Origin of the sequence: Priestia megaterium (genome assembly GCF_041941685.1) — a bacterium.
Lineage (GTDB): Bacteria > Bacillota > Bacilli > Bacillales > Bacillaceae_H > Priestia > Priestia megaterium_C.
Map to the genome: position 1 here is coordinate 4,862,671 of NZ_CP130958.1, position 15,417 is coordinate 4,878,087.

The 15,417-nt window shown below is 40.3% G+C and carries 11 protein-coding genes, 1 other RNA gene and 1 pseudogene; 4 read left to right on the top strand and 9 right to left on the bottom strand.

Features of this window, described 5'->3' with window-relative positions; all coding sequences use genetic code 11:
- The first annotated feature begins 116 nt into the window (after positions 1-116).
- The 4 genes and pseudogenes from fdhF to modB all read left to right on the top strand — a co-directional run bounded on the left by fdhF (position 117) and on the right by modB (position 5,133).
- Entirely contained in the window at positions 117-3,056 is a 2,940-nt protein-coding gene (gene fdhF, locus Q5794_RS25835) for a formate dehydrogenase subunit alpha (protein ID WP_374988548.1), read from the top strand.
- A gap of 11 nt (positions 3,057-3,067) precedes the next feature.
- Positions 3,068-3,546: pseudogene (locus tag Q5794_RS25840) on the top strand (DUF1641 domain-containing protein).
- 125 nt (positions 3,547-3,671) lie between these two features.
- The gene (modA, locus tag Q5794_RS25845; RefSeq protein WP_268575256.1) at positions 3,672-4,469 is read left to right on the top strand and encodes a molybdate ABC transporter substrate-binding protein; all 798 of its coding nucleotides are present in this window, start codon (positions 3,672-3,674) and stop codon (positions 4,467-4,469) included.
- 7 nt (positions 4,470-4,476) lie between these two features.
- Entirely contained in the window at positions 4,477-5,133 is a 657-nt protein-coding gene (gene modB / locus Q5794_RS25850; protein WP_374988549.1) for a molybdate ABC transporter permease subunit, read from the top strand.
- 155 nt (positions 5,134-5,288) lie between these two features.
- Here modB and ssrA read toward each other — a convergent pair.
- The 9 genes from ssrA to Q5794_RS25895 all read right to left on the bottom strand — a co-directional run bounded on the left by ssrA (position 5,289) and on the right by Q5794_RS25895 (position 15,205).
- Positions 5,289-5,650, bottom strand: a transfer-messenger RNA (tmRNA) gene (ssrA, locus tag Q5794_RS25855).
- A 137-nt stretch (positions 5,651-5,787) separates the two neighbouring features.
- Positions 5,788-6,255 (bottom strand): SsrA-binding protein SmpB, encoded by a 468-nt coding sequence (gene smpB / locus Q5794_RS25860; protein WP_013059694.1) that lies wholly within the window; start codon positions 6,253-6,255, stop codon positions 5,788-5,790.
- A 151-nt stretch (positions 6,256-6,406) separates the two neighbouring features.
- Complete coding sequence (rnr, locus tag Q5794_RS25865) at positions 6,407-8,749, bottom strand: ribonuclease R (RefSeq protein ID WP_013059695.1); 2,343 nt, start codon at positions 8,747-8,749, stop codon at positions 6,407-6,409.
- Between the two features lie 38 nt (positions 8,750-8,787).
- Positions 8,788-9,528 carry a carboxylesterase gene (locus Q5794_RS25870; protein WP_013059696.1) on the bottom strand — a complete coding sequence of 247 codons (741 nt, stop codon included), beginning with the start codon at positions 9,526-9,528 and terminating at the stop codon, positions 8,788-8,790.
- A 267-nt stretch (positions 9,529-9,795) separates the two neighbouring features.
- Entirely contained in the window at positions 9,796-10,029 is a 234-nt protein-coding gene (gene secG, locus Q5794_RS25875) for a preprotein translocase subunit SecG (RefSeq protein WP_013059697.1), read from the bottom strand.
- A 208-nt stretch (positions 10,030-10,237) separates the two neighbouring features.
- Positions 10,238-11,533, bottom strand: a complete 1,296-nt coding sequence (gene eno, locus Q5794_RS25880) for a phosphopyruvate hydratase (RefSeq protein ID WP_013059698.1) — start codon at positions 11,531-11,533, stop codon at positions 10,238-10,240.
- Between the two features lie 24 nt (positions 11,534-11,557).
- A complete protein-coding gene (gpmI, locus tag Q5794_RS25885) occupies positions 11,558-13,090 on the bottom strand; it encodes a 2,3-bisphosphoglycerate-independent phosphoglycerate mutase (RefSeq protein WP_192997129.1) in 1,533 nt (510 codons plus the stop codon).
- Positions 13,090-13,845, bottom strand: coding sequence for a triose-phosphate isomerase (tpiA, locus tag Q5794_RS25890; protein ID WP_374988550.1), 756 nt, complete (start codon positions 13,843-13,845; stop codon positions 13,090-13,092). The genes gpmI and tpiA overlap by 1 nt, the downstream gene beginning before the upstream one ends.
- A gap of 175 nt (positions 13,846-14,020) precedes the next feature.
- Positions 14,021-15,205 carry a phosphoglycerate kinase gene (locus tag Q5794_RS25895; RefSeq protein ID WP_013059701.1) on the bottom strand — a complete coding sequence of 395 codons (1,185 nt, stop codon included), beginning with the start codon at positions 15,203-15,205 and terminating at the stop codon, positions 14,021-14,023.
- Between the last annotated feature and the right edge of the window lie 212 nt (positions 15,206-15,417).

Here is a 15,417-nt window from a genome sequence, read left to right on the forward strand (position 1 = left end):
TTGGCATATTAGTAAGACCTGCTAGTAAACTATTCCACCATGATTGCACTTCCCTTATTTAATTAGGCGTGTGTATTCATGGTGGTTTTTTGTTTTTATATAAAGGAGGAAAACAAATGAGTCGTGAAACCATCACTGTTCATATAAATGGCAACGAATACAAAGCAGCTTCAGGCTCTACCATACTCGAAATTATTAATCAGCAAAGCATTGAGCACCCGCAGATTTGTTATGTTCCTGAAGTGGATCCTATTCAAACTTGTGACACATGTATCGTTGAAATGAATGGCGAGTTAGTTCGTTCTTGTTCTACAAAAGCTGAAAACGGCATGAAGATTGAATTACAATCAGAACCCGCAAAAGCGGCACAGACGGAAGCAATGGATCGTTTATTAGAGAATCATTTGCTATACTGCACCGTTTGCGACAATAACAATGGAAACTGTAAATTACATAACACAGCCGAAATGATGGAGATTGAACATCAAAAATACCCCTATACGCCAAAGGCCTCAGAGAATGAAGTCGATATGTCTCATCCGTTCTACCGTTATGACCCTAATCAATGCATCGCTTGTGGACAATGCGTAGAGGTTTGTCAAAATCTTCAAGTTAATGAAACACTCTCTATCGACTGGGAAGCAAAACGTCCCCGCGTTCTCTGGGATGACGGTGTAGCAATCAATGAATCTTCTTGTGTGAGCTGCGGTCAATGTGTAACCGTATGCCCTTGTAATGCCTTGATGGAAAAATCCATGCTTGGAGAAGCTGGATTTATGACTGGGCTTCCAAAAGACGTTTTAAATCCAATGATTGATTTAGTTAAAGAAGTAGAACCTGGATACAGCGGAATTTTTGCTGTTTCAGAAGTGGAAGCCGCTATGCGCGAAACACGCACGAAAAAAACAAAAACTGTCTGTACATTTTGCGGAGTTGGATGTTCATTTGAAGTATGGACAAAAGGCCGTGAAATCCTTAAAGTTCAGCCTAGCTCTGATGCTCCCGCAAATGCTATTTCAACCTGTGTGAAAGGAAAATTCGGCTGGGATTTTGTAAACTCTGAAAAACGTATTACTAAGCCTTTAATCCGAAAAAATGGCGCATTTGTAGAGTCGTCATGGGAAGAAGCCCTCGACTTAGTAGCAAGCAGGTTAAGCTCTATTAATCAGCAGTATGGACATGGATCAGTTGGTTTTATTTCTTCTTCTAAGATTACAAACGAAGAAAACTATGTTATTCAAAAGCTGGCTCGCCAAATGTTTGAAACAAATGACGTAGACAACTGCTCTCGCTACTGTCAGTCTCCTGCAACTGATGGATTATTTCGAACAGTGGGAATGGGAGGCGATGCCGGCACGATAAAAGACATCGCAAAAGCTGGACTGGTTATCATCGTTGGAGCTAACCCTGCTGAAGGTCACCCTGTATTAGCAACTCGTATCAAACGCGCGCATAAGCTTCATGACCAAAAACTAATCGTCGCAGATTTGCGCAAAAACGAAATGGCTGAACGCTCTGACATTTTTATCAGTCCAAAACAAGGTACAGACCAAGTATGGCTAATGGCTGTAACAAAATATATGATTGACCAAGGATGGCACAATGAAAAATTCATCCAAGAAAACGTCAACTATTTTGAAGACTTTAACTCTTTGCTTGAAAAGTACACGCTTGAATATGCTGAACAAATTACGGGTATTCCAGCAGCAACGCTCATTCAAATAGCTGAAATGATTCGAGACGCCGATGGAACCTGTGTGCTGTGGGGCATGGGCGTGACGCAAAATACGGGAGGCTCTGATACATCAGCGGCTATCTCAAACCTGTTGCTTGCTACTGGAAACTATCGACGCCCTGGAGCAGGCGCTTATCCGCTCCGAGGCCACAATAACGTCCAAGGAGCATGTGATATGGGAACTCTTCCTGCTTGGCTTCCAGGCTATCAGCACGTCACAGACTCAGTCGCCCGAGCGAAATTTGAAAAAGCATACGGTGTAAAAATTAAAGACAAGCCAGGGCTTGATAATATTCAAATGCTGCATTCAATTGATGAAGGAAAAATGAAGGCCATGTACCTTGTCGGAGAAGATATGGCTCTTGTTGATTCAAATGCTAACCACGTACATGAAATATTATCAAATTTAGATTTTTTTGTCGTCCAAGACATTTTCCTTTCGAGAACGGCTCAATATGCTGATGTTGTACTCCCTGCTGTTCCTTCTCTTGAAAAAGACGGAACGTTTACCAATACGGAGCGACGTGTTCAAAGATTGTATCAAGCATTACCAACGCTCGGTGATTCAAAGCCGGATTGGTGGATTGTTCAAGAGATTGCCAACCGCTTAGGTGCGAACTGGACGTATACACATCCTGGTGATATCTTTGCAGAAATGGCTAGTCTATCACCCCTATTCAGCCAAGCCAGCTACGAAAACCTTGAAGGCTGGAATAGCTTCTTATGGGGGAGCTTAGAGGGGAAAAGCACGCCGTTACTTTACGTCGATGGGTTTAATTTCCCAGATAAAAAAGCGCGCTTTGCTTTATCACATTGGGTACTTCCTGCCGAATTCCCAGAAGAATATGATTTACACATTAATAATGGGAGAATGTTAGAACATTTTCATGAAGGGAATATGACCAATAAATCGAGCGGCATCCAATCAAAAGTACCGGAAGTATTTGTAGAAATTTCACCTCAGCTTGCCAAGGAGCGTGAAATTGAAGAAGGTTCGCTTGTCAGATTAATCTCACCGTTTGGAGCAGTAAAAGTACAGGCATTAATTACAGAGCGAGTAAAAGCAAATGAGCTGTATCTTCCAATGCACTCTGTTCATAAAGATTCGGCTATTAACTTCTTGACGGGACCTGCAGTCGACCAACGAACAAATACGCCGGCTTACAAACAAACAAAAGTACGAATGGAAGTATTAAGTAAAGGTGGAGAAACGCCTTTACCGTCTACAAATCCGCGTAACAAAAAACGTCATCCTCAAAATGGGGTCGAGGTTCAGCGTAAATGGAACCGTCCTGGCTACGTCCATTTAACAAGTAAATAGGAGGAGAAAAGATGGCACAACCTATTACAGAAATTAAGAAACCTCTTCTAAGCGAGGAAGAAGAAAAACAACAAAAATTAGAAGATTTAACTTCTCTGCTGGCAGATAATGAAGAAGCGTTGAACCGTATTCTCGGTATTGTTGGCGAACTTAACGACATGGGTGTTCTTGAAGCTGCTGATTCAATGATTCAAGCGAAAGAAAAAATCTCAAAAATTGCGCTTCATCAAATTTCCAGAGAACCGGTAACCAATTTAATTAATACTCTTATGGGTGCAAGCAGCGGTTTGATGAAGGCAGATCCAGAGGTAACCGCTAAACTTGTAAATAGCGCAACAGCTGGTATGAACGAAGCGAATGAGTATGTAAAAACAGGAAAAAAGTAAGTGCATTAGCTCTTATAAAAGCGCTAAACGATCCAGATGTCAATCGTGCAATTGGATTTGGGCTTCACTTTTTAAAAGGAATGGGCAAAGCGTTGGAAGAATAAATGAAGCAGCGACTTGAAAGTTTTCCCCCTTTCAAGTCGCTGTTTTCTTTTTAGGAAGTCAAATTTTAAATGAACGTGATATAGTTATACTAAATTGCTTTACTACAACTAACTGAGGTGACACGATGCAACAATACTTTAAACCCTTATTCGCACTATTATTTTTAATTATGTTTACTGCTGCTTGTTCGAACGAAACAAATACCGATCAATCCGCAGCTCAGCACAAAAACATCAGCTTAACGATATCCGCCGCGGCCAGCTTAAAAGATGCGCTCACTGATATTCAAAAGCAATATGAAAAAAAGCATCCAAATATAGACTTGAAATTTAATTTTGGAGCTTCAGGCTCGCTGCAACAGCAAATTACAAACGGCGCACCTGTTGATTTATTTTTTTCAGCAGCAGAAGACAAGTTTGATGCACTAGTAAAAGCAGGAGCTATCTCCAAGGAGAATGGTACTGACTTGGTTGGCAATGACCTTGTACTTATCGTGCCAAAGAATAATACGTCTGCTATCACAAATTTTGAAGATCTATCAAAGCCGACTGTTCAAAAAATTGCACTTGGAATACCAGAATCCGTTCCTGCCGGACAGTATGCGAAGGAGACTTTTGAACACATGAACCTCTGGAAAAACATTGAGCCACAAACCGTCTATGCGAAAGACGTACGCCAGGTGCTTTCCTATGTGGAGACAGGAAACGTTGAAGCTGGGGTGGTTTATAAAACCGATGCCTTGATTTCAAAAAAGGTGAAGATTGTCGCTACTGCAGATAATAGCACTCACAAACCAATTGTATATCCTGTAGGCGTTATGAAGGATTCGAAACATCCACAAGAAGCAAAAGCTTTTTATCAATTTTTACAAAGTAAGACGGCTCTTAACACTTTAAAGAAATACGGTTTCACTGCAAATTGAGGCCGCTATGATTCAAGAATTTTTATCTCCTCTTCAGCTATCGCTTAAAATTGCATTAGTAGCAGGATTTGTCGTTATTATTTTAGGCACTGTTATAGGAAAACTGTTATCCAGGAAACACTTTAAGGGAAAAGTGATGATTGAAACGGCGTTAATGCTCCCGTTGGTGCTCCCTCCGTCCGTTGTTGGATTTTTATTGATTGTCATATTCGGGAAACACAGCCTGCTCGGCCGGGCAATTGAATGGGCCTTTCAACAACCTGTTATTTTCACATGGTGGGCAGCTGTTATTGCCTCCGTTGTCGTTGCGTTTCCGCTTATGTATCAATCTGCCAAAACAGGCTTTCAAGGCGTAGATTACGAAATTGAAGACGCAGCTCGAGTAGATGGTGCAAGCGAATGGAAAGTCTTTTTCTTTATTTCCATCCCTTTAGCTTCTAAAGCCATCGTAACAGGAGGAGTGCTAAGTCTGGCAAGAGCACTCGGAGAGTTTGGAGCCACTTTGATGTTTGCTGGCAATATTCCAGGTGAAACTCAAACTGTGCCTACCGCTATCTACGTAGCAATTGACTCTGGAAACATGAATCTCGCTTGGCTATGGGTTATTTCAATCGTCTTTCTTTCCTTTCTTATACTGCTTTTTGTTCAGCTTAAACAAAAGTAAAAGGATGTCTCTTTGTGTAAGAGGCATCCTTTTATTTCTTTCCTGCTTTTTTCAATTTTACATAAATCATAAATTAAAAAGGAGCTAATCAAATGAAGAACATACATTTGATTAGCTCCTGTTATAAGTAAGGTAAGCCACCATACAATATGTATTGGTGGAGACGGTGGGAGTCGAACCCACGTCCAGAAATATCGCCACTTAAGCGTCTACGAGTGTAGTTGGCATATTGATAATTCGCGAGCTGTTCTGCCTACCAACAGGCGTCCCAGTCGCTAGTCTGATTATTCTCTTCCTTCGTCCTCAGACGGCGAACTCCGGCGTAGCCCACTTAAAGTGAGTCCCTTACCCTACCACATGGGCGATGGAGGGAGGAACCGCTAAGCTACTATTATGCAGCTAAAGCGAAGTTATTGTTAGATTTGCCAGTTATTATTGGCGTTGATGTTTTAACGAGGCCATCTCCTCGACTCGCAACCTAAGCTCGAACTACCCCTGTCGAATCCGTAACGTCCCCATATAAAAGGGAGTCGGAATGTGTAAGAAAAAATCTTACATCAGATAGCGACTTCAGTGTGCAAAATGAAATCTAACTGATAACAATACTTATTATATCACAAAATGAGCATTTTGCAATTGTAAGATTTTGTAATATCACATCTTTTGACGATCACGAAATGCTCGTTCGATATCGCGCTTCGCTTCTTTTCGCTTTAAGTCTTCACGCTTGTCATATTTCTTTTTACCCTTACCAAGCCCTAGTAAAACCTTTGCGTATCCATTTTTTAAATACACTTTTAAAGGAACTAATGAATAACCCGTTTCTTTTGAATAGCCAATTAGCTTGCTGATTTCACGCTTATGCAGCAATAGCTTTCGTGTACGCAACGGCTCATGATTGTATCGATTTCCTTGTTCGTAAGGACTAACGTGCATATTGTGTAGAAATACTTCTCCGTTTTGCACACGAGCAAAAGAGTCCTTTAAATTTACACGCCCATTACGAATTGATTTGATTTCCGTTCCTTGTAGAACAATACCCGTCTCATATGTTTCTTCAATAAAAAAGTCGTGGCGGGCTTTTTTGTTTTGTGCAATTAATTTCCCTTCACCTTTTGGCATAAAACGTTCCTTCCCTTCAGCCGTACTTACGTATATGTATGATATTATGTATCATTTTACTGTATGGAAATCTAAACAACAACTAAAACGTTTAATGGAGCTGTTTTGAAGCAGAAGGAATCCCCTTCTGCTTCACTGCTGTCGATTTCGATTATTTACGCTTTTTCTTTTTGCGCTTAACATTTGGGGCACCCTCGAAGAATCTCTTTTTCTTTTTCTTCTTTGGCTTTTGAGTAGACCACTCTTCATTTTTGCTTCGGCTGCCCTCGCGACCTTTTCCTTTATCATCTTTGCGTGACTTTTGTTTTGCTTTAATCACTTTAGGACGGTCTTTAGATAAGCGTTTGCGACTTTCTTTCATTCCTACAATAATAAAGTCAACCGAACGCTCGTCTTTATTCACATCGGCGACTTTCACTTCAATTTCGTCTCCAATTCGGAAGACATTGCCCGTTTTTTCTCCAATCATCGCATAGTGACGTTCGTCGTAACGATAATAGTCATCTGTTAAGTCACTGACGTGAACTAAACCTTCAATTGTATTTTCTAGCTCCACGAACATTCCAAAGTTAGTAACAGAGCTAATAATACCATTAAATACTTCCCCAACTTTATCAGCCATAAACTCAGCTTTTTTCATATCGTCCGTTTCCCGCTCAGCGTCAACTGAACGACGTTCCATATTAGAAGAATGCTCAGCAACATCAGGCAGAAGCTCGCGCCATTTTTCTTGTGTTTGCTGATCTGTTTTTCCTTCAATTAAATACGTACGAATTAGACGATGAACGATTAAATCCGGATAACGACGGATTGGAGACGTAAAATGCGTATAGAACTCAGCTGATAAACCAAAGTGGCCTAAACTTTCTGCTTCATATTTCGCTTGTTTCATCGAACGAAGCATAACAGTTGAAATAACCATCTCTTCAGGCGTACCTTTTACTTCTTCTAAAATATCCTGTAGCGCACGCGGATGAATATCGTTTCCTGTTCCTTTCACCGTGTAACCAAAGTTTGTAATGAACTCTAAGAAACGAGTAAGCTTCTCTGCATCTGGATCTTCATGAATACGATAAATGAACGGTACGTTCATCCAGTGAAAATGTTCTGCTACTGTTTCATTCGCCGCTAGCATAAATTCTTCGATTAGCTTTTCAGCAACCGAACGTTCACGCAAAATAACATCGTGAGGATGGCCATCATCGTCTACTAATACTTTTGCTTCTTTGAAATCAAAATCGATGGCACCGCGATCCATTCTCTTTTTACGAAGAATAGCTGCCAGCTTTTCCATACGCTCAAACATCGGAACAATTGGCTCGTAGCGTTCTAACACTTCTTCGTCTTTATCCACTAAGATTTTGTTAACGTCTGAATACGTCATTCGTTCTGTCGTTTTGATGACACTTTCAAAAATCTCATGTTTCACTACTTCACCCTGTGGATCGATTTCCATCTCACAAGAAAGCGTAAAACGGTTAACTTTCGGATTTAATGAGCAAATTCCATTAGATAAACGATGAGGAATCATCGGAATAACTCGGTCTACTAAATAGACGCTTGTTCCGCGCTCTGCTGCTTCTACATCAATCGGAGAACCTTCTTTAACGTAGTGACTTACATCTGCAATATGGACGCCTAATTTGTAGTTTCCATTTTCAAGCTCTGTAACCGTTACGGCGTCATCCAAGTCTTTTGCATCTGCTCCGTCAATGGTTACAATAACTTGATCACGAAGATCGCGGCGGTTGCCGATATCTTTTTCGTCAATCGTTTCAGGTGTATCAATTGCTTGTGTTAAAGCATCAGCAGGAAATTCTTGAGGAAGACCGTGCTTATGGATAACAGAAATGATATCGATCCCCGGATCGTTTTTATGTCCAAGAATTTGAACAACTTTTCCTTCTGCGTTCATGCGGCCTTCCGGATAGGTTGTCAGTTCTACTACTACTTTATGGCCTTCAACTGCACCGTTTCTTGCTGCTTTGGGAATAAAGATATCACCTGCAATTTTTTTGTCATCCGCAATCACAAAGCCAAAATTTTTGCTTTGCGTATACGTACCTACAATTTGCTGGGTACCTCGTTCTAAGATTTTTACAATGGTTCCTTCACGACGAGCACCTGATGATTCTGATGACACTCTTGCAAGCACAATATCTCCGTGCATAGCATTGTTTGTTTCAGTAGGGGGAATAAATACATCACCCGCATCTTTTTCTTCAGGAACTACGAACGCAAACCCTTTTGCATGTCCGCTTACTTTCCCTTTGACAAAATTCATTTGTTCCGGCAGCCCGTAGCGATCGTTTCTTGCTCGGATAATTAAACCCTTCTCTTCCATAATAACAAGTGCCTTCACAAACTCTTTGAATGACTCTGCATCCTCAGTATTAAATTCTTTTGCAAGCTCTTGGACAGTCAAAGGTTTGTAATTATCCCTTTTCATAAAATCCAATATTTCATTTATATAGGGCTGATTTTCTTCTTTCACATCATGTCCCTCCTTTTTCTTTATTCGTATTATCTCTATCACCAATCAAGTGATTCCAAAAATGCATATACATCCTCGTGAAGCTGATCACGCTCTTTATCAAAGGTAATGGTATGACCAGATTCTTCGTACCATTTTATATCTTTTGTAGGAGACTCGACGCTATTATAAATAATATTGGCGCTGTCTGTATTAATCATATGATCATGACGACCTTGTACAACAAATGTCGGTGCATAAATCATATCAACTGAATTTCGCACTTCAGCGATTAATTCCTGTAAAGACTTTAATGTGTTCATTGGTGTTTGCTTGAACTCTTCCATTTCTTGTTCAATCTGTTCAGACGATTTACCTTCACGCTTTTTATATTCGCGTGCATACGCTAAAACACCTTCATACATGACTTCTTCACTCTTTATATACATAGGGGCGCACATAGGCACAATACCCTTTATAGGTACAGTGTAACCTAATTTCAGTGAAAATACGCCACCTAGTGAAAGACCTACAGCGGCAATACTTTCATGACCTTTGCTTTTCAAAAACTCATAGCCGTCCATGACATCTTTCCACCAATCTTTTGGACCAGTATGAACAAGTTCTTCAGGGGCTACGCCATGTCCTTTGTAATGAGGTGCGTGGCATGTGTATCCTTTTTTCTCTAAAAAACGACCTAACATACGAACGTCAGCAGAATTTCCGGTAAAACCATGAAGTAATAAAACAGCTTTTTCGCCGCCTTCAAATGTAAATGGCTTTGGTTGTGCAATTTTCATATATCATTTAACTCCTTTTAGTTATAATATCTGCAGTCCTAATAGAAAAAAACATGTATTTATGTGACGGTCATCACATAACAAGAGATGTGGCCATCAACTTTTACGCTTTTATACTATATTTAGCACTTTTTTCTAAAGCTATATTATATCATTACTTAAAAATGAAATTAAAGTATTCAACACACCCATTAAAAAACCACCTAATACATAAGTTGGTATACACCAAGTACATATGCATTAGGTGGCAGTCTATCCAGTAACATATTAAAGTTTGAAATAAGATACAGCAAGTGTTAATACAAAGAATAAGATAGATAACACTACTGTCAAACGGTGTAAAACTAAGTCAATTCCACGTGCTTTTTGTTTCCCAAATAACGTTTCAGCTCCACCGGAAATAGCTCCAGATAATCCAGTAGTTTTACTTGATTGTAAAACGACCACAACAATCAAAGCAATTGAAACAATCACTAGCAAAGTAATCAGCAATGTATGCACTAAGACACACCTCCTACACCAAGTAATAGTCAATCAGCGGGGTTTCTTCATCCCTTCTGATTGGCATTACCGGGGATAAAGTACGCGCACTACGCTAAGGTTAATTTATCATAAAAACCCCTCTCGTACAAGTAATGGCAGTTAAATACAACGGATTTTAACGTAAAAAAACGGATGACAATCGTCATCCGTTTTTTATACTTTCAACTTATTTTTTTAAGTTGTAGAAAGATTTAGCGCCATCGTATACAGCTAGAACACCTAGCTCGTCTTCGATGCGTAGTAATTGGTTGTATTTCGCAATACGATCTGTACGGCTCATAGAACCAGTTTTGATTTGACCAGCGTTTGTTGCAACAGCGATATCAGCGATTGTTGCATCTTCAGTTTCACCAGAACGGTGAGAAACTACTGCTGTGTAACCAGCACGTTTAGCCATTTCGATAGCTTCGAACGTTTCAGTTAATGTACCGATTTGGTTAACTTTGATAAGGATAGAGTTACCTACGCCTTGTTCGATACCTTGAGCAAGTTTTTTCGTGTTTGTTACGAATAGATCGTCACCAACAAGCTGTACTTTTCCGCCAATACGCTCAGTTAATAGCTTGTGACCATCCCAGTCATTTTCGTCTAAACCGTCTTCGATTGAAACGATTGGGAATTCGTTAACTAACTGCTCGTAGAAATCTACCATTTCAGCAGAAGTTACGCCTGTACGGCCTTCGCCTGCTAAGTCATATTTACCAGTTTCTTTGTTGAAGAACTCAGAAGAAGCTACGTCCATACCTAATTGGATGTCTTTACCAGCTTCGTAACCAGCTTTTGTGATTGCTTCTACGATTACTTCTAATGCTTCACGGTTAGAACCTAAGTTAGGAGCGAAACCACCTTCGTCACCTACAGCTGTGTTTAAGCCTTTAGCAGATAAAACAGATTTTAACGCGTGGAATACTTCAGCACCCATACGGATTGCTTCTTTAAATGTAGGAGCTCCTACAGGTAAGATCATGAATTCTTGGAAGTCAACATTGTTATCAGCATGAGAACCACCGTTGATGATGTTCATCATTGGAGTTGGTAATTGCTTAGCGTTGAATCCACCAAGGTAACGGTATAATGGAAGACCTACGAAATCAGCTGCTGCGTGAGCTACTGCCATAGATACACCAAGAATAGCGTTGGCACCTAATTTACCTTTGTTTTCAGTACCGTCTAACTCGATCATAAGGCGGTCGATACCGATTTGATCAGTTACGTCCATACCTACTAATTCAGGAGCGATAATTTCGTTTACGTTTTCTACTGCTTTTAATACACCTTTACCTAGGTAGCGAGATTTGTCACCATCGCGTAATTCTACTGCTTCGTATTCACCAGTAGAAGCACCACTTGGTACTAAAGCGCGTCCGAAAGCGCCTGATTCAGTATATACTTCAACTTCAACTGTTGGGTTACCGCGAGAATCTAATACTTCGCGTGCATAAATGTCAAGAATTGCTGGCATTTTAAAACTCTCCTTTATAATTAATTATTTAATTAATGTTTTACCTGTCATTTCTTTTGGCTGTGCTACGTCTAGAAGAGTAAGCATCGTAGGAGCTAGATCTCCTAGAATACCATCTTCACGAAGCTCTAAGCCTTGTTTGGTTACGATTACTGGAACAGGATTCGTTGTATGAGCCGTCATTGGATTACCTTCAAGCGTAATCACTTCATCAGCATTACCATGGTCTGCTGTGATGATTGCTGTACCGCCTTTAGCTAAAATTGCACCTACAATTTTGCCTAAGCACTCATCTACTGTTTCAATCGCTTTTACCGTTGGTTCTAACATACCTGAATGGCCAACCATATCAGGATTTGCAAAGTTTAATAAAATAGCGTCTTGCTTATCGCCTTCGATTTCTGCAAGCAACGCGTCCGTCACTTCATAAGCACTCATCTCAGGTTTCAAGTCATATGTTGCTACTTTTGGTGAATCGATTAAGATACGTGTTTCACCAGGAAACTCTGCTTCACGTCCACCGCTCATAAAGAACGTTACGTGAGGATATTTTTCTGTCTCGGCAATACGAAGCTGCTTTAAGTTATTTTGAGATAATACTTCACCAAGCGTGTTATCCAAGTTAATTGGCTTAAAGGCTACATATCCGTCAACTGTTTCGCTGAAGTGAGTTAAACATACAAAATGTAAGTTTTTCGGATGTTTTTCACCGCGATCAAATGAACGGAAATCTTCGTTTGCGAACGTATTTGAAATTTGAATTGCGCGATCCGGACGGAAGTTGTAGAAAATAACTGCATCTTCGTCTTGAATTGTCGCAACTGGCGATCCGTCTTCTTTTGTAATAACAGAAGGTAAAACGAATTCGTCATAGATTCCATTTTCATACGAATCTTTTACGCACTCTTCAGCGCTTGTATATGATGGACCTTCGCCGTACACCATTGCGCGGTATGATTTCTCTACGCGCTCCCAGCGTTTGTCGCGGTCCATTGAGTAGTAACGTCCTGAAAGTGTTGCAATTTCACCAACGCCGTACTCTTCAATTTTTTCATTAAGTTCTTTTAAATACGTTTCAGCAGATTGAGGTGCTACGTCACGACCATCTAAGAAGCCATGAATGTAGACTTTTTCTAAGCCTTCACTCTTAGCTAGACGCAATAATGCATATAGATGTTCGATATGACTGTGTACACCGCCATCAGATAAAAGCCCGAAAAGATGAAGGTTTGTACCCTTTTCTTTTGCGTGCTTTACAGCTGCTAGAAGCGTTTCGTTTTGTTCAAACTCGCCTTCACGAATTGCTACGTTTACACGAGTTAAGCTTTGGTACACAATTCGGCCTGCGCCGATGTTTAAGTGACCTACTTCAGAGTTACCCATTTGGCCTTCTGGTAAGCCTACAGCTTCTCCAGACGCCTGAAGTGTAGCATGAGGATACTCGTTCCAGAAACGGTCGAAGTTTGGTTTTTTTGCATGTGTTACCGCATTACCTTTATCTTCATCGCGTAATGCAAAACCATCTAAGATGATTAATGCTACTGGCTTTTTACTCATTACTTACCAGCCTCCAAAAGCTGTAAGAAAGAATCTGCTTCTAAGCTTGCTCCACCTACTAAAGCTCCGTCAATGTCTGATTGAGACATATATTCTTTAATATTAGCAGGTTTTACGCTACCGCCGTATTGAATACGTACAGCATCTGCAACATCTTGAGAGAATTGTTCTGCAACAACGCTACGGATGTATGCACAAACTTCGTTTGCACCTTCAGCAGTTGAAGATTTACCTGTACCGATTGCCCAGATTGGCTCATATGCGATAACCGTTTGTTTTACTTGCTCATCAGTTAGACCAGCTAATGCTTTTTGTACTTGATTAGCTACAACTGTTTTTGTTTGATCTTGTTCGTACTCTTCGTTTGTTTCACCGCAGCAAACGATTGGTGTTAAACCGTGTTTGAATGCAGCAATTGTTTTTTGGTTTACTGTTTCGTCCGTTTCAGCAAACATTTCACGACGCTCAGAGTGTCCTAAAATGACATAGTTCACACCTAAGTCTGCTAAAGCAACAGGGCTCACTTCTCCAGTGAACGCACCGTTTTCTTCAAAGTGCATGTTTTGTGCACCAATTTTTAAGTCTGTGCCTTTAGTCGCTTCTACTAAACGATCTAAAAATAGTGCAGGTGCACATACTACTGATTCTACGCTTTCAGGAGATGGTACTGTTCCTTTTACTTCTTCAACAAAGCTAGTTGCTTCAGAAAGTACTTTGTTCATTTTCCAGTTTCCTGCAATAATTGGTTTACGCATGTATAACACCGTCCTTTGTTTATTGTGGGTTTTCCCTTCACGCGTTAGATGTCCAAGAGGGTGCTGTTAAAAGTGATTCGGTCCCTTTTATCTCTTGGTCATCCATCTTCGCTGCTTGATAATTTTTTATATTATCAGTCGTCAGGTCGGTCCTCCGTCTTACTGAAACATAAACTTACTTATCGTTTAATGCAACTACGCCTGGAAGTTCTTTACCTTCCATAAACTCTAGTGACGCACCGCCACCTGTAGAAATATGGCTCATTTTATCAGCTAAGTTGAATTTTTCAACAGCTGCTGCAGAGTCTCCTCCGCCGATTACTGAATATGTGTCAGTTGCTTCTGCTAAAGCTTCTGCTACTGCTTTTGTTCCGTTAGCAAATGCATCTAATTCAAATACACCCATTGGTCCATTCCAAATAACTAACTTAGAGTTTTTGATTACGTCAGCATAGATTTCACGCGTTTTCGGTCCTGCGTCTAAGCCTTCCCAATCGCTTGGAATATCTTCAATTGATACAACTTGAATATTAGCATCATTTGAGAAGTCATCTGCTACTACCACGTCCACTGGCATGTAGAAGTTTACTCCGTTTTTCTTAGCTTTTTCCATGAAAGATTTTGCAAGTTCAATCTTGTCTTCTTCAAGAAGTGATTTACCTACTTCATGGCCTAGTGCCTTAATAAATGTGTAAGAAAGTCCTCCACCGATGATTAAGTTATCTACTTTATCAAGCAAGTGGTCAATTACACCGATTTTGTCTTTAACTTTTGCTCCACCAACGATTGCAGTAAATGGACGTTCTGGGTTTGATAATGCTTTTGAAAGCACATCAAGCTCTTTTTCCATTAAGAAACCTGCTACTGCTGGAATATGTTGTGCAATTCCTTCTGTTGAAGCATGCGCACGGTGAGCTGCACCGAATGCATCGTTTACGTACACGTCTGCTAATTCAGCAAATGCTTTTGCTAATTCAGGATCGTTTTTCTCTTCACCTGGGTAAAAGCGTACGTTTTCAAGTACTAAAACATCGCCTTCGCTCATACCGTCGATTGTTTTCTTTACTTCTTCGCCAAAAGCTTCGTCAGCTTTTGCAACGTCTTTACCAAGAAGAGCTTGTAAACGTTCTGCAACAGCATTTAGACGTAACTCTTCAACAACTTCGCCTTTTGGACGTCCAAGATGGCTAGCTAAAATTACTTTTGCACCTTGTTCTACTAAATATTGAATAGTAGGAATAGCTGCACGAATACGAGTTTCGTCTGTTACTTTTCCGTCTTTCATTGGTACGTTAAAGTCTACGCGACAAAATACTCGCTTTCCTTTTACATCGATGTCTTTCAACGTTTTTTTGTTCATCGTTAAAAGGCCTCCTTAAGTATTTATGGTACTAAGCAAGTAGGCTTCTATGTAATCATCAATCCACAAACCACCGTACATTTCATTTTATATATTGGCGCCTTTCTATATAAAGTGAAACTCCAGTTAGCTGCTTATGACGCTTTTTCATGTAGAAGCCAATACATAAATCAAGGAAGAGGGGGTATGCCCCTCTCTTCCTTAGCAAGTCT

Coding starts and splice junctions, on each gene's coding strand:
- eno (WP_013059698.1), bottom strand. CDS start 11,533: ATGCCAGCAATTCTTGACATTTATGCACGCGAAGTATTAGATTCTCGC.
- smpB (WP_013059694.1), bottom strand. CDS start 6,255: ATGCCAAAAGGTGAAGGGAAATTAATTGCACAAAACAAAAAAGCCCGC.
- fdhF (WP_374988548.1), top strand. CDS start 117: ATGAGTCGTGAAACCATCACTGTTCATATAAATGGCAACGAATACAAA.
- Q5794_RS25870 (WP_013059696.1), bottom strand. CDS start 9,528: ATGAAAATTGCACAACCAAAGCCATTTACATTTGAAGGCGGCGAAAAA.
- Q5794_RS25895 (WP_013059701.1), bottom strand. CDS start 15,205: ATGAACAAAAAAACGTTGAAAGACATCGATGTAAAAGGAAAGCGAGTA.
- tpiA (WP_374988550.1), bottom strand. CDS start 13,845: ATGCGTAAACCAATTATTGCAGGAAACTGGAAAATGAACAAAGTACTT.
- modA (WP_268575256.1), top strand. CDS start 3,672: ATGCAACAATACTTTAAACCCTTATTCGCACTATTATTTTTAATTATG.
- gpmI (WP_192997129.1), bottom strand. CDS start 13,090: ATGAGTAAAAAGCCAGTAGCATTAATCATCTTAGATGGTTTTGCATTA.
- modB (WP_374988549.1), top strand. CDS start 4,477: ATGATTCAAGAATTTTTATCTCCTCTTCAGCTATCGCTTAAAATTGCA.